The organism is Streptomyces sp. CAI-85, from assembly GCF_013363615.1.
GTDB lineage: Bacteria > Actinomycetota > Actinomycetes > Streptomycetales > Streptomycetaceae > Streptomyces > Streptomyces antibioticus_B.
The window spans coordinates 1-14,869 of sequence record NZ_JAANNX010000038.1 but is presented as its reverse complement, the minus strand read 5'-3'; the positions used below and the strand labels follow the sequence as shown (position 1 = coordinate 14,869).

Sequence of the window (14,869 nt, the reverse complement as noted above, 5' to 3'; positions counted from 1 at the left end):
TCGACCAGCATCACGACACGGTCCGCCTCGACGTCGAACCCGGCTACGAACCCTCCGTGAACGCGGTGGCGTGGTCGGCGGCCCACTGGCAAAACGTTCGCGGCGCCGTCCCAAGGATGTCGGCCACCGCAGTGGTGACGTACGCGGGCTGTCCGACCGCAGCGCTCCACGCGGCGAGCAGCATGTCGACGACCGAGCTGGGCGCCGTGCCCTCCGACAGCCTTCGGAACTCGTCCGGCGTCATCTCCTCGAATGCGATCCGGCGCCCCAGGGCGTCACCGATGACGCCCACCTGCGCGGCTTGGGTCAGCGACTCGGGGCCCGTAAGCACGTAGTCAGCTCCGACGTATCCGTCCTGATAGAGCGTCCGAGCCGCCACAGCTGCGACGTCGCGGTCGTCGACCGGTGCCGTCTCGGCAGCGCCGTAAGGCCACCGGACGACCTCGCCGGCCCGGATCGCGGGTCCCCACCAGGCCAGCGAGTTCGACGCGAACATCCCCGGCCGGATGATCGTCGACTCGAGTCCGGTGGCCGCGATGAGCCGCTCGATGTCGGCGTGCAGCACAGCCATGGGATTGGGCTGCTGGAAGAAGGGGTGCGGCGTCTGGTGCGGGGAGGAGAGGAAGACGACCCGCCGCACGTGGACTGCCAGCCGCTCAACGACTGCCTCGGCGGTCTCAGGCGGGGCGGTCCAGACGAGGAAGACCGCACCGGTGCCCTTCAACGCCGGGTCGAGTGACTCGGGCACGGTGAGGTCGCCGGTGAAGACCTCGACCTTCGACGGCAGCGTCGCCGCCATCTCGGCGCGATGGGTGAGGGCGCGGACCGGCACGCCCGCTTCGAGGAGTTGGTCGATGACGACGCGGCCGACCCGGCCCGTCGCTCCGGTTACGAGCACGGGAGGAATGTCTGTCTGATTCACGCCGCCCATGAAAACGTTACTCAGTTAAAAAAGCAACTCGGTAATGAATGTTACGGTGGTCAGATGAGCGAGCCGACGGGACTGCGGGCCCGCAAGAAGGAGCGGACGCGCGACGCCATCGGCGACGCGGCCGTCTCACTGTTCCTGGAGCACGGCTTCGACCGCGTCTCGGTCAACGACATCGCCGCGGCGGCCGAGATCTCCAAGCCGACCCTCTTCCGGTACTTCCCCACCAAGGAAGACCTGGTGCTGCACCGGTTTGCGGACCACCAAGGAGAGGCGGCACGCGTCGTACGTGACCGCAGGTCCGGTATCAAGCCGGTGACGGCGCTGCACCGGCACTTCCGGGCCGGCCTCGATCGGTACGACCCCGTCACCGGCCTCAACGATCATCCCGAGGTGGTGGCGTTCCATCGGCTGGTGTTCACCACACCGAGCCTGGCGGGACGGCTCACGCAGTACCAGCTCGAAGACGAGAAAGCACTGGCGGACGCCCTCGGCGAAGGCATCCAGGCACGCCTGCGAGCCGCCCAGGTACTCGCGGTCCAACGGGTGCTCGCCCGGACCAACTGGCAGAAGATCGCCGACGGTCGAGCCGCCCACGACGTCCACCCCGAAGCCGTAGCCGACGCCGACCAGGCATTCAACCAACTGCGGTGACAGGTGGCACTCCCGGTGGAAGAAGGCCCCGCGGCTCGGCACACGCGTTGCCACGGGCCCGGTCAGGCCCCATGGATGCTGGTGGCCAGGCTGGCCCGAGAACGTGCCGATAGACCAGGCATGGGTCAATCCGACGGCGACGTCACTACGGGAAACCGGCGTGATCGAGGACTGCGCGCCGCTGGCTGGTGGCCGGGACGGCGCAGCCCGATCGACTGCTGGCGCGAGACGCTCGAGAAGACCGGCTTGGTCCGCATGCACGCGAGCCTCAGTCCAACGGTCCCTCCGGGCGGGCCACGTGATTGCTAAAGATCAGCCGACCTACCCACTGCTAACACAACATGGAATCCGGAGTCTCAGCAGGACTCACTGCTAACGGAGCGGCTCAACCTACAGGGGAGGTGTCTGCCCGGGCCGAGGGATGCCCGACCGGCCGTCTTCCTTGCCCGCCGGGGCCTGCAAGGAACCGAGACCGGCATTCGAGGTCAGGTGGGCCGATCAGCGACAGCAGATGCAGCTCAAACCGGTGGACCCGCGGCCGGACCGGCCCGAGGATGTGCCGGTGGATCAGGCATGGATCGACGCGACGGCCACATCTCTGCGGAAGACCGGCGTGATCGAGGAGACCTTGCGCGCCGGCGGCTGGACGCCGGGGCGGCGCGTCCCGACCGACGGCTGGCGCGAAGCCGCCGAACCTACAGCAGGTGCCGGTTGGGGTTCTGGGCCCGTTCCGCGTATTCCGGGAGGACGACGACGTCGACGCCGTGGGCCGTCAGCAGGCCGCTGCCGTCCGCGTTCTCGACGAAGGTGTCCGGCTCCCGCCAGGCGGTGACGACCCGGCGCACCCCCGCGTCCAGGACGAGCCGGGCGCACGGCGTGGGCCGGGAGGCGCGGACGGCGCAGGGTTCGAGGCTGCTGTAGACGGTGGCGCCGGCCAGCCGCGGGTCGGCCCGGTCGAGCTTGGCGAGGGCCGCCTCCTCGGCGTGTGCCTGGAGGTCACCGCCCTCGCGGGAGTGGCCGCGGGCCAGCTCGGTCCCGTCGGCGGCCACGACCACCGCGCCGACGCTGAACGCCGTGTCCGACGGCGGGCACTGCGCGGCCAGCTCGCAGGCGAGGGCGAGCCAGTGCCGGTCGGCCGCGGCGGGGAGGTCACCGGTGCCGGGTGCGGTGGGCTCGTAGCGCATGAGGACGACGTCCTCGATCCGCCGGGTCTCGGTCAGCCGGAGGCGTCCGCCCTGGTAGGCGCCGGGGCCGAAGAGGCGGGGCGCGTCCGCGTCGCCCACGAACAGCGGGGCGAGGACGAGCTGGAGTTCGTCGGCGAGGCCCTGCTGGAGGAGCTGGCTGTGGACGGTGCCGCCGCCCTCGACCATCAGCCGGCGCACCCCGCGCTCGTCGTGCAGATGGGTGAGGAGCCGCCGCCAGTCCAGCTCGGCACCGAGGGGGACGACGTCCGCCGCGATGCCGAGCGCGCGGGCCCGGGCCGCGCCCTTCTCCGTCGTATACACGACCTTCTCACCGCCGCTGTGCCAGAAGCGGGCCTCCGGGTCCAGTTCGCCGGAGCCGCTGACGGTGACCTTGAGGGGGTACTCCGGCCGGCCCTCGGCGAGGCGGGCGGCGCGGCGGTCGGGGGAGTTCACCAGCAGCCGGGGGTTGTCGGCGCGGATGGTGCCGGCGCCGATCAGGATCGCGTCGACCGAGGCCCGTACGGCGTCGACCCGGTCGAAGTCGGCGGGGCCGGACAGGAGCAGGCGCTCGGAGGTGGTGTCGTCCAGGAAGCCGTCGAGGGAGACGGCGGCGGACAGCAGGACGTACGGGTACGGCATCGGCGCGGTTCTCCTGGGACGACGGAAGGTGTGAAGGGCCGGGGGATCTTGGTTCAAGTTTGAAACAAACCTACACTGGGGGCATGACGACCCGCTGGCTCACGCCCGAGGAGCAGCGCGCCTGGCGCGCGTACATGGCCGGCTATCTCCTCCTGGAGGACGCGATCGACCGGCAGCTCCAGCAGGAGGCCGGCATGCCCCACCTGTACTACTCCATCCTGGCGCACCTGTCCGAGACGGCGGAGCAGCGGCTGCGGATGACCGATCTCGCGGAGCGGCTGAAGATCACCCGCAGCAGGCTGACGTACGCGGTGACCCGGCTGGAGAAGGACGGGCTGCTGCGGCGCGAGGACTGCCCCTGGGACAAGCGCGGCAGTGTCGCGGTCCTGACGGACGAGGGCATGTCGGTCCTGGAGAACGCGGCGCCCGGCCATGTCGAGACGGTCCGCGCCACCCTCTTCGACCGGCTCACCCCGGAGCAGGTGGGGCAACTGGAGGAGATCTTCACGCAGGTCGCGCGCGGGCTCCAGGAGAGCGACGGGGACGCCGGTCCGCCGGAGGAACTGCCGTGGCGCAGACGCTCGTCGCCCTGCTCGGGCACCGCCTGAGGCACCCCCGGAACCAGTTGCTTCAACTTTAAAGCATGGGGTAGGGTCACGTTTCGTCGATCTGCTTCAAATCTGAAGCAGAACGGCGCTCGATGGCCCACCGGACCCGGGAGACCCGTATGCCCGACACCCCCGCCGCCACCCAGCGCGCCCGCGTCCGGGTACCGCTCCGCTTCCCGGACGGCTACTCCGTCGACGCCGAGCTGGTCACCTTCCACGGTCTGGCCGACGGCCGGGAGCACATCGCCGTGGTCCTCGGCGAGCCGGACCTGGGTGAGTCGGGCGGGGTCCCGCTGGTCCGGCTGCACTCCGAGTGCCTGACCGGTGACGTCTTCGGTTCCGCCCGCTGCGACTGCGGACCCCAGCTCCGCGAGGCCGTCGAGCGCATAGCGGGCACCGGCGGCGTCCTGCTCTACCTCCGCCAGGAGGGCCGCGGCATCGGCCTCTACAACAAGCTCGACGCGTACGCCCTCCAGGACCAGGGCCTCGACACCTACGAGGCGAACGCCGCCCTCGGCCTGCCGGAGGACGACCGCGACTACACGGCCGCCGCCCAGATGCTCCGCGCCCTCGGCATCACCCGCCTCGACCTGCTGTCGAACAACCCCGACAAGGCGGGCCAGTTGCGCGACCTCGGCATCGCGGTCGACGAGCGCGTCCCGACCGGTGTCTTCACCACCCCGCACAACGTCCGCTATCTCCGCGCGAAGGTCCTCCAGACCCAGCACACGCTGCCCTTGCCGGAACTCACCGACCTGACGGCGGGCTGACAGCGGGCTGCCCCCCTCAGTTCCCCGGCACCAGCCGGAACGTGAGGCAGACCAGCGGGGTGCCGTCCTCGACCGGTGTGCCCTCGGCGGCCCAGAACCGGCTGTGCCCCGCCCGCCACTCCGCGAGGTCCGCGTCCCCTTCCCCCTCGGCCGCCGCGTGCTCCCACGTCACCTCGCCGAAGGTGGTCCGCTCCACCCCGGTGATCTCGAGGGTGGCGACGGAACGCCCCTCGGTGTCCAGGAGCGCGAGGCGCTCACCGACGTGCTCCAGTTGCTCGCCCTCCTCCGTGTACTCCGCGAGCAGCCCGGTGGTGGCGCGTTTACGGCCGGACAGGACCAGCGCGTTCAGCCGGCCGCGCATCTCGCCCGGACTGCCCAGCTCCAGCGCACGCATACCGTCGACTCGGGGCCACATCGGGTCTCACCTCACTGGCGTGTTCGGGTCGGGGGAACAAAGGACCCACCCTAGGTGACGCGTATCCACCAGGTTCACGTCCAGGTTCACGTCGAGCTGCGCGGCAGATCCCACACCACGCGCTTCTTCCGCGGCCCCCGCAGCAGCCCGCTCGTCTGGGCGGTGATCGCGGCCAGGGCGTTGATGGTCCAGTAGGCCAGGGGGTAGACCGGCAGGAGCAGGCAGGCGTACGGAAGTCTGGGGTCCAGGCGGAGTTCGACGGCGACGGCGATGCCGATCTGGAGCACCGCGACGACGGCGATGCCGACGCCCCACGCGATCATCCAGCGGAACTTGGTGTCGCCGGGGTGGCCGATCCAGTGGACGACACCCCACACGGTGGCGACCAGCATCGTGACCACCCAGACGTAGGAGAGCAGCGCCTCCGCCGCGACGGGCCACAGGGTGAACTGGCGCGGGCGGACGACCGTGCGGGCGTGGGTGCGCAGCACCTCGCCCTGGCCGCGCGCCCAGCGGGTGCGCTGGGCCCAGATGCCGCGGACGGACTGCGGTACCTGCATGCCGACCAGGGCGTGCGGTTCGAAGGCGGTGAGATGGCCGGCTTCGAGGAGCCGCCAGGTCAGTTCGATGTCCTCGGTGGCCATCCTGGGGTCGTAGCCGCCGACGCCGAGGACGGCGTCGCGCCGGAACAGTCCGAGGACCCCGGCCACGGTCCCGACCTTGCCGGCCAGCGCGTGCGTACGGCGCATCAGGCCGATGAGCGACGCCGATTCCAGCATCTGCATGGCCGTGATGACCTCGCGCCGGTTGGTGACGCGCGGGCTGCCCGCGACGGCCGCGTACCGGGGCGAGCGGCTGATCCGGGCGGCGAGGTAACGCACCGCGTCGGGGTGCAGATGGGTGTCGGCGTCGGTGACCAGGACGAGGCCGTGCCGCGCCCGGCGGAAGCCGTCGTTCAGACGGTCGGCCTTGCCCATGTTCACGCCGTCGTCGAGCACGGTGACCCGGGGATCGTCACCGGCCGCGGCGCGCGCGGCGGCCACCGTGCCGTCGCCGGAACCGTCGTTGAGGATCAGGATCTCCAGGTGGGGGTAGTCCACCTTCCTGAGCGCCTCGACACAGTGGCCGATCACCGGCTCCTCGTTGTAGGCCGGGACCAGGACGGTCACGCCGGGCCAGCCGCCGTCCGGGACGACGACGGCCCGCCGTTCCTCCAGGACCCGGAAGAGGACACCGCCCACCATCCACGCGGCGCCCGTCACCACGGGGTAGAAGGCGAGGAACGCGAGCAGGACGTCAAGGAAGCTCACGGCGCTCCTCCTTGAGCCGCATCGCCCGGCCGCAGAGCAGCGCCACCCCGAACACGGCCCACGAGACGACGACGGCGATCAGCAGACGGCGCAGGATGTAACTGTGCCCGAGAAGGACGACCGCGAGGGCCCCCGCAGCGATCCAGACCAGGGCACCGAGCAGGAACAGGGCGACCCTGCGGCGCGCGGACACCGTACGAGTGGGTTCGAACCTGACGCTCACCTGATGCACCGTACAAACCTATGTACCGTTCTGCCCGCTTCCGTGCGGCAGAGGCCCGGTCACCGCTCCCGGCACCCGCTGACACCCAGCCCGGAAAACGCCGCGGCGCCCAACTCGACCGAAGCCGAACCGGACGCCGCATCGCAGGTCAGAAGGGGTTTTCCCCATCCGCGCAAGTAGGTCCTGTGGGACTGGAACCCACAACCAGTGGATGGGAAGTTCAGGTACAGACGTACCGCCGAATGGTGCCGGATGACGGCCCCTTGCTTCCCGCGCAGTTCAGCAGGCTAGAGCCTCACACCATGTACCGGCCTGTGTCGGCCCTCTACAGCGCGTCCGTGACCACTCATGTGACCCGTGACCACCTCGCCACCGACACGACGACGGCGCCACCCGATGCTCGCACGATCAGACGCCTCCTTGATCCGAACCCTTTCTGATCAAGGAGGCCAGACCCATGCAGGACCGCTTCGTGATCTGCTGCCCGCCCCCGTCGGCGTGAGGCGGACTGGACTACCGGGCGTCGTCGAGGTCGACGAACGTGCAGCCGTGCAGTGACCGGACGCACGCCAGGCATACCGGGGGATGCGTGGTCATCAGCCCATCGGGCCAGCCGGACCAATCAGCTCTGCTGTCCTCCAACAGCCACAGGGTCCCGCGGTCGTCGCGGTCGGCGGATGCACCGCACACCTGGCACAGCAGATGCGCCATGGCCTCGCGTTGTCTGCCCGGGTGCACTTCGCCGAACCGTGGGCGGCCCGCTCCGCGGGCTCGGGCGCGGCCGTTCCACAGAACTCCGTGCTGGTCGCGGTCGTCGGGCTGTTCATCGACGTACGCGATGCCGTCGGTCCGGCACATGATGCGCCGTTGGGTGGTCTGCTCAGCGGACCACGCTGCGATGTACGGCACGGGCAGCAAGGGCGCGGTCATGGGGCACCTCCGGCGGCGTCGGCAGGCGGGGCGACTGCGAGACGGGAGGCTGCGCAGGCCGGACTTCCAGCATCCTCAGGGGGCGTTGGTTGCCCGCACAGTGCGCAGGTCATGCCGTGCAACTGCTCGATGCGGTGCCGTCCGAGCGACGGAAGGTACGCGCGCTCCGACCCGGTCACAGACCAGCGCCCCTGCGGGCTCGGGTGGCGTCCCGCAGGGCTTGGCGTAGCCGTCTGCCGGTCTCACAGGTGCGTTCCGCGCTGTTGCAACCGGGGCACGGCGGGCTCGTCTCCGTACGGCTGACGTGCATCACCAAGTCGCGGTACGCCTCCTTTTCCTGAGGCGACCACGGAACGTTCTGAGGGCTCGGTACAGGTGTCCGTGTGGTCATGTCGGGCAAGGTAGGCAAGGTGATTGCACGGCTGGGCGCCGGTTGCTCACGATTGCGCGTGTGCCTACCGGCGTTGGGGCAGGTTGCTCACGTGATGTCGAGGGAGGCTCGTGCGCGCATGATCAGGCGGTGCGCCTTGTGATCGAAGACGGCCGACGCACTCAGGAGTTCCCACGTCTTCCGATAGACCGCGACATCGTCGGTCGTGTCCAGCCACAGTTCCGCGTTCCACGTGTCGGCGACGACCAGCCGGTCGTCAATGATCCAAAAGCCGTGCTTCGGCGAGAACGGCGTACGGACACCGAACGGGATGATGCCGAGCGTCACGGTGTCGAGGCCGATCATGGAACTGAGGCGGTCGAGTTGCGCGGCCATGGCCGTTGGAGCGCACCGGACGACGTGCAAGGCGCCTTCCCACAACAGGGCGTGGAAGCGGTGGCCAGGCTGGTACAGAGCCTCCTGGCGACGCATACGAGCCCGTACGCCTTCCTCGATGTCCCGTGGGGTACCGAGGCGGTCAGCAACGTCCGTGAGCACACCACGGGCATACTCGGGCGTCTGGAACACGCCGGGAATGATCCCGGACTCGAAGAGATGGATGACTTTGGCCTGAGCCTCCTGAACGCCGTGATTCTCCTGTACGGCACGGTGGCCGGCCGAGAGTTGGCGCTTCCAGCTTCGGTGCGTGGTTTCCAGACCGCGCACGCGGCCTTTCAGCTCGGTGGCGGTCTCCGAGACGCCGGCCGCCCGCGCCCATGCCTCGACGTCGGCTGCCGTGGCGGTCTGTTTGCCGTTCTCCAGCCGTGAGACCTTGGACCGCTGCCAGCCGATCCGGGCGGCGAAGTCCTTTCCGTTCAGCCCTGCCTCGGTACGCAGCTCTCGCAGCCGCGCACCGAGGGCTTCACGGGCCTGTTGGAAGTCAGTGCTCACGCCGTCGAAGCTACCTGCCCCGCGAGGTCCCTGCGCCGGATCGCTCGAGGCCAGGAGTCGTCTCGGATTCGGCAGAACTCCGTTATCTTCGCGGGGTCTTCGACGAGTTCGGCGCCGAGGTACTCATCTGCGTCATCGAAGTGGAGAATCAGGGCGCGCCGGTCGTCGAAGAGCCAGAAGTCGACCGCGGGCAGTCGGAGGCGTTCGGCGTCAGCACGCCACAGGTGCCGGATGTCCTCGCCCGACGCCTCATTGTTCGTGGCACGCGCCAAGAGGAATCGCTGCCCCTCGGTAGGCGGGTCGTCGACGATGCGGATGCGCTCGAACCTCTTCCCGGCTGCGGTCTGCCGTCGCACGTTCTCGCTCCATGCGCGGGGTGCGTCGTGGCTGACGTCCTCGCCAGCCTGCCAGCGTGCCCAGTTGGGACCTTCCCGGTCGGAGGCGTAGCCGCGTCGGGTCTCCAGTCTCCACGCGGTGTGCTCGAACGTCTCGAAGTAGGTGCCGAACGTCGAGTCGTCGATGAACTCGGGCACGTCGTCTACTCCTTGGGGGCGAACCGGGTGAGCAGATCACGGGGCACGACGACGAACGATTCACCGTCGAGGACGTTCTGAAGCTGGGCGACGTCGTCGGGGTCGGCGACGGTGTAGCCCTGCACGATGATGTCGCCCGTGTCGATGTCCTCATACAGCGTGGGGCACTTGCCTTCCTCGCTGGTCGTACCGAGCATGCGGAGCCGTCGGGCCATTGCCTGCCTCCTCAGTCTTGCTGCGGTTGGGCTCCCAGAATGCTGCGGATAGCCGAACCGCGCTGGACAATTGCGCGAGATTGCGCGCAATCCGCAGCTTGGCGCAAATGTGAGGATCCCCCGCAGTACCTCGGATCGGTGGGGAATGAACATGCCCCGGCACCGCGGGTGCGGCGGGACCGGTCATGCTCGGGCAAATTGGTGGATTTGCTTGCGGTCCGGGCCAGCTACTAGTAGGGCTCGTTAGGGAGTCGCCGGGCGAGTACCCACTCCTCGTCCCCAACACGGCAGGTGATGACTAAACGAATGGGGTGACCGCGGTACTCGTCCTGCCAGGTCTCTATCGTCTTGCCCTCCATCCAAAGACCGGGCCGGGTTCGCTCCATCTGGAACGGGCGGCCCCTGCCCACACGTAGAGCGAACGAGCCGAGGGCGCGACCGTGCTCGTCGGCATTGTCTGCACGGGGCGTGAACCTGAATGGCCCCCAGACGTGGTTGGAGATGTCCTCCGCGGTGGCTCCGCCGGGCGTCAGGTTGCTGCGGTCCTTGTCGTCATCTTCGACACGAATACTCACGAACTCGACGACCCCCAACTCGTCAGGGCCAGCCAAGTGCACGTTGAGGATCGAGTGGTCTTGGAAACGGCTCTCCATGCTCAGTTCCAGTTGCGGCCGCCGCTCCTCGTGCCGCCGGTCCCGTTCCATGCGAGTCAGCGTCTCGGCCGTGGCCGCAGACCGGCGAGCGGCCAGCCAGGCGCCGACTGTGGCGATCGCGCCGAGCGCAGCAGTGGAGACGGTGCCGATGTCTTCCCAGGGGAAGCCGTCAGTGCTCATGCGCGGGAGGGTATCCGCAGGCTGGACTATCGTCTGACCAGCTTGACGCGGCCGACTGTGCTCGGTATTGGCCTCGCGCCCTGCAGAGCACGGTTCACTCGAACGGTGCTACGGCGCGGAGTTCGGGTGCTGTCAGACTGGGCGGAGCGTCGATCGCTGGTTCAGGGCCGGGTTGTCGCAGTAGCCGCTGGTTTTGGGCCGGGCGACATCACTCGCAATTGAGGAACGCCCGATGCATATCGATCACGTGATGGTGCTCTACCAAACGAACGCCACACTCGCCGCTGCCGTCCTTGGCGCTCTCGTCACTGTGCTGCTCTCCGAGAGCGGGAGAGGCTAGAGCCGCCGTCGCCCCGCTCGTCGCCGCTGACACGGTGAGGAGCGGGGCACCTTTGGTTGCAGAGACTGCCGGTCAGAACCCCGCCACGCCGCCAGGCTGATGCATCGAGCGGCGCAGGAGATCCAACACCGCTGACGCTCTTCCGTTGGGGGCGAGGTCCTCGGGGATGTCCACGTCGCCAACGCCAGCGTTGTACACGGTGTGCTGTGCGCAGAGCGCTGTGCCCTGCCAGAGCGTGGCGGCGCGCATCCATGTCCCCTCTCGGATGCACTCGGCGCACCAGCCGAGTTGGGGGAGCGCACGCGGATCTTCTGATGTGCGAGTCATGCTGCGACGCTATCCGTCGGCACTGACAACACCCTCGCCGCTGACTCGATGGAGGGGCGACGACTTCCTGCGTAGTCAGGGCGAATGGAAGGGAGCAGGTCCCAGCCCTGAGCAGCCACTCTCACCGGAGCTGCCTCCAGTGGCCATGAACGCACTCTCGCGGCCGTCGGGCATACGGAGGCATCCAGGTGCCGCCTCGAACAGGTCGACACCATCTTCGTCGTGCAGGAGCGTGATGCTCCCCGCCCACGTGCTGTGCCGGTCATAGCTGAAGTTCTCCACCATCGAGGGGTCCAGGCGCAGCACGAGAGACGCGGTGACGGAGACCTCCCTGCCGTCAGGGAAGACGACAGTAGCTGGCCCTACGTAACGAGGGCGGCCGTCTTCGGGATGGAAGGGGAGTCGTGGCTTCATTGGCGCGAGAATAACGCGGGCCATGGGGGACTACTTCAGGAAGACGTTCTGCCGCCGCCCACGTCCTTCGGCACCACCCTCATCGATCAGACCGCCGCCACGGGCACATCCGCTCACGCATCGCACACGCACAGCGCCGAAAACGAGTCAGCGTCCGAGCCGACCGAAGCCGACCCGGACGCTGCACAGCAGGTCAGAGGGGATATCCCCGCCACCCGCACCGTAGGCCCTGTGGGACTCGAACCCACAACCAATGGATTAAAAGTCCACTGCTCTGCCAATTGAGCTAAGGGCCCAGGCGAAGTTGCCTCCCCGAGCATAGCCGGACGTGGCCGTCTCTCCGATCGGGTATCGGGGACACGGCCGCGCCGCGGTACGCCACATGGTGAGGAACGGTCACGGATCCGCCGGTTCCGGCACGGTCGCGGCGCGTGCCGACTCCCGGGCGATGGTCCGTTCGTGGGACGGGTCGAGGAACCACTCGCGGGCCGACAGCACCCACCACAGCCCGGCGAAGCCCAGGACGACGAGGACGGCGACCGGGGCGTAGTTGAAGGTCTCCCAGGTCACCGGGGAGACCTGGGGCAGCATGAACAGCACCGTGATCACCGCCACCCACACCACCGACACCACGCCGATCGTGCGGGACCAGCGGCCGAGGTGCCACGGCCCGCGCTCGAACTCCTCCCCCTTGCGCAGCCGCAGCAGCGTCGGGACGACGTAGGCGATGTAGAGGCCGATCACGGCGATGGAGGTGACGGCCGCGTACGCGGTCACATTGATCAGGTAGGGCAGGCCGAGGACCAGCGCGCCGCCGGCCGCCAGCCAGACGGCCGCGACGGGGGTACGGGTGCGCGGGCTGACGGTGTGCCAGAGGTGCGACCAGGGCAGGGCGCCGTCCCGCGAGAAGGCGTAGATCATGCGGCTGTTGGCGGTCACGGACGCCATGCCGCAGAACAACTGGGCCCCGATCACCACCAGGAGGAGCAGCTTGCCCGCGGTCACGCCCAGCGCGTCCAGCAGGATCTGGGCGGGCGGCGCGCCGGTCGGGGAGTCCAGGGCGCCCTGGTAGGACTGGATGGCGAAGGTGAAGCCGAGGAGCAGGACGAACCCGGCGATCCACGAGGTCCAGATCGACCGCACGATGCCCTTGGGGCCCGCCGTCGACGCGTCGTGGGTCTCCTCCGTCATATGGGCGGAGGCGTCGTAGCCGGTGAAGGTGTACTGGGCCATCAGCAGGCCCAGCAGGACGACGTAGATCCCGCTGCCCCAGCCCGTGTTGTTGACGAACTCGCCGAAGACGAAGGACGCGGACTGGTGCCGGTCGGGGACGAAGGCGAGCGCGCCGACGATGACGCCGACGCCCAGCACGTGCCACCACACGCTCACGCTGTTGAGCAGGGCGACGATCCGCACGCCGAAGGTGTTCAGCAGCCCGTGCAGCAGCAGGATCGCCGCGAACAGCAGGATCGTGCGGCCCGGGGTGACGGTGAAGTCGAACTGGAGGTTCAGGTAGGCGCCGAGGAAGGACGCGGCCCCGAAGTCGATGCCGGCGGTCACCGCCACCTGGCCGAGCACGTTGAACCAGCCCGTGAACCAGGCCCAGGCGGCGGCCGAGCGGGGCGGCGCGAGACGGTGGGCCCAGAAGTACAGGCCCGCGGAGGTCGGGTAGGCCGAACAGATCTCGGCCATGGAGAGGCCGACGAACAGGGTCATCAGGCCGACGGCGACCCAGCCCCACATGATCACCGCGGGGCCGCCGGTGTTCATGCCGAACAGGTACAGCGTCAGACAGCCGGACAGGACCGAGATGATCGTGAAGGAGACCGCGTAGTTGGAGAAGGCCGACATGCGCCGGGCGAGGACCTGGGTGTAGCCGAGCTGGGCCAGCCGCTCTTCGTCCGAGAGCCCGCTTCCGGTGGTGTCATCTGTCATGCACCCAGCAATTCCCACGGTGCGGGCGCGACACACGCGTGTGTACGACCCACGCGTGGGCGGACGCGGAAACGCCGTGGCCCCCACCGGAGATTCGGTGGGGGCCACGGCGTCGGATCAGTGCCGGCACCCGGTGCCGGCCGTGGGATCAGCCGTTGCGCTTCCAGCGCGGCTTGTCGTCACGGCGCCCGAAGGAGGAGGAGCCGGTGCCACCGCGGTGGTCGTCACGACGGCCGTACGGGCGGTCGTGGCCGCCGGAGCGGAAGCCCGGACGGTCGTCGCGGCGCTCGCGGTTGAACGGACGGTCGCTGCCCCGGTGGCCGGTGCGCTCGTCGCGGCGGAAACCGCCCCGGTTGTCGTCCCGGCGCTCGAAGGAACGGCCGCCGCCGCGGTTGTCGTCACGACGCTCGAAGGAGCGACCGCCACGGTCGTCGCGGTCACGGTTGAAGGAACGGCCACCACGGTCGTCACGGTCCCGACCGAAACCACCGCGGTTGTCGTCACGACGCTCGAAAGAACGGCCACCGCGGTCGTCGCGGTCACGGTTGAAGGAACGGCCACCACGGTCGTCACGGTCCCGACCGAAACCACCACGGTTGTCGTCACGACGCTCGAAAGAGCGACCGCCACGGTCGTCGCGGTCACGGTTGAACCCGCCCCGGTTGTCGTCCCGGCGCTCGAAGGAACGGCCACCGCGGTCGTCACGGCGCTCACGGCGCTCGTACGACGACGTGGACGGGGCGCGGTCCTCGCGCACGGTCCGGTCGACGTCCCGCGCGGCCGGCTGCTCCGGCACGGAGACCTCGACGGCCGCCTTGACCTCGGCCTCGGCCTGCTCCTGCGCCTCGGCGACCGCGGCCTCCGGGTCCTCGCCGCGCTCACGGGCGACGCGGGCGACCAGACGGTCCGCCTCCTCGCGCAGCTCGGACGCACGGCGCTGCGCGCGCTCCAGCTCCTTGGTGAGCTGGGAGACCTCACGCTCGGCCTGCTGCGCCGCGTTGCCCGCGGACTCGGCCTGGACCTCGGTCATCGACCGGGCGCCGGTGATCTCGGCGACCTCCGGGTCGAAGGCCGCGCCGCCCTGGATGATGTGACGCCCGGCGTCGACGCCCGCGTCCTCCATCAGACGGAAGATCTGACGGCGCTGGTGCGGCAGCGACAGGGAGACGACCGTGCCCGTGCGGCCGGCACGCGCCGTGCGGCCCGCGCGGTGCAGGTAGTCCTTGTGGTCACCCGCCGGGTCCACGTTCAGGACCAGGTCGATGCCGTCGACGTGGATACCGCGGGCGG

Annotated in this window: 15 protein-coding genes and 1 tRNA gene; 3 read left to right on the top strand and 13 right to left on the bottom strand. The window is 69.3% G+C overall.

The annotated features are described in order from the left end of the window. Positions 1-43: 43 nt before the first annotated feature. Positions 44-931: an NAD(P)H-binding protein gene (locus G6W55_RS27800; protein WP_217687455.1), complete on the bottom strand. Its 888-nt coding sequence runs from the start codon at positions 929-931 to the stop codon at positions 44-46. Positions 932-985: 54 nt separating this feature from the next. On the opposite strand from G6W55_RS27800, the gene G6W55_RS27795 reads away from it, so the two are divergent. Beyond that, positions 986-1,582: a TetR/AcrR family transcriptional regulator gene (locus G6W55_RS27795; RefSeq protein WP_175523541.1), complete on the top strand. Its 597-nt coding sequence runs from the start codon at positions 986-988 to the stop codon at positions 1,580-1,582. 695 nt (positions 1,583-2,277) lie between these two features. Here G6W55_RS27795 and G6W55_RS27790 read toward each other — a convergent pair. Beyond that, positions 2,278-3,405 (bottom strand): dihydrofolate reductase family protein, encoded by a 1,128-nt coding sequence (locus G6W55_RS27790; RefSeq protein WP_175523540.1) that lies wholly within the window; start codon positions 3,403-3,405, stop codon positions 2,278-2,280. Positions 3,406-3,488: 83 nt separating this feature from the next. Here G6W55_RS27790 and G6W55_RS27785 point away from each other — a divergent pair, with 83 nt between their 5' ends. After that, the gene (locus G6W55_RS27785) at positions 3,489-4,013 is read left to right on the top strand and encodes a MarR family winged helix-turn-helix transcriptional regulator (protein ID WP_175523539.1); all 525 of its coding nucleotides are present in this window, start codon (positions 3,489-3,491) and stop codon (positions 4,011-4,013) included. A gap of 119 nt (positions 4,014-4,132) precedes the next feature. Beyond that, on the top strand, positions 4,133-4,783 hold the full coding sequence (ribA, locus tag G6W55_RS27780; RefSeq protein WP_175523538.1) for a GTP cyclohydrolase II: 651 nt from the start codon (positions 4,133-4,135) through the stop codon (positions 4,781-4,783). 16 nt (positions 4,784-4,799) lie between these two features. On the opposite strand, the gene G6W55_RS27775 is transcribed toward ribA, so the two are convergent. From G6W55_RS27775 to G6W55_RS27720, 11 genes are all read right to left on the bottom strand, one after another. Beyond that, positions 4,800-5,198, bottom strand: coding sequence for an ASCH domain-containing protein (locus G6W55_RS27775; RefSeq protein WP_175523537.1), 399 nt, complete (start codon positions 5,196-5,198; stop codon positions 4,800-4,802). An 86-nt stretch (positions 5,199-5,284) separates the two neighbouring features. Next, positions 5,285-6,508, bottom strand: coding sequence for a glycosyltransferase (locus G6W55_RS27765; protein ID WP_309243831.1), 1,224 nt, complete (start codon positions 6,506-6,508; stop codon positions 5,285-5,287). Further along, positions 6,495-6,731 carry a hypothetical protein gene (locus G6W55_RS27760; protein WP_217687454.1) on the bottom strand — a complete coding sequence of 79 codons (237 nt, stop codon included), beginning with the start codon at positions 6,729-6,731 and terminating at the stop codon, positions 6,495-6,497. The genes G6W55_RS27765 and G6W55_RS27760 overlap by 14 nt, the downstream gene beginning before the upstream one ends. 513 nt (positions 6,732-7,244) lie before the next feature. Beyond that, the gene (locus G6W55_RS27755) at positions 7,245-7,661 is read right to left on the bottom strand and encodes a hypothetical protein (RefSeq protein WP_175523535.1); all 417 of its coding nucleotides are present in this window, start codon (positions 7,659-7,661) and stop codon (positions 7,245-7,247) included. A gap of 478 nt (positions 7,662-8,139) precedes the next feature. Further along, positions 8,140-8,982 carry a helix-turn-helix transcriptional regulator gene (locus tag G6W55_RS27750; RefSeq protein ID WP_175523534.1) on the bottom strand — a complete coding sequence of 281 codons (843 nt, stop codon included), beginning with the start codon at positions 8,980-8,982 and terminating at the stop codon, positions 8,140-8,142. After that, a complete protein-coding gene (locus G6W55_RS27745; RefSeq protein WP_175523533.1) occupies positions 8,979-9,515 on the bottom strand; it encodes a DUF6879 family protein in 537 nt (178 codons plus the stop codon). The genes G6W55_RS27750 and G6W55_RS27745 overlap by 4 nt, the downstream gene beginning before the upstream one ends. Positions 9,516-9,520: 5 nt before the next feature. After that, the gene (locus tag G6W55_RS27740) at positions 9,521-9,730 is read right to left on the bottom strand and encodes a hypothetical protein (RefSeq protein ID WP_175523532.1); all 210 of its coding nucleotides are present in this window, start codon (positions 9,728-9,730) and stop codon (positions 9,521-9,523) included. Positions 9,731-9,960: 230 nt separating this feature from the next. Next, positions 9,961-10,563 (bottom strand): hypothetical protein, encoded by a 603-nt coding sequence (locus tag G6W55_RS27735; RefSeq protein ID WP_175523531.1) that lies wholly within the window; start codon positions 10,561-10,563, stop codon positions 9,961-9,963. 1,304 nt (positions 10,564-11,867) lie between these two features. Further along, positions 11,868-11,940, bottom strand: a tRNA-Lys gene (locus G6W55_RS27730). Positions 11,941-12,040: 100 nt separating this feature from the next. Next, the gene (locus tag G6W55_RS27725; RefSeq protein ID WP_175523530.1) at positions 12,041-13,579 is read right to left on the bottom strand and encodes an amino acid permease; all 1,539 of its coding nucleotides are present in this window, start codon (positions 13,577-13,579) and stop codon (positions 12,041-12,043) included. Positions 13,580-13,727: 148 nt separating this feature from the next. Continuing rightward, positions 13,728-14,869 (bottom strand): helicase-related protein (locus G6W55_RS27720; RefSeq protein WP_303049944.1); only part of this gene is annotated, 1,142 nt, incomplete at its 5' end.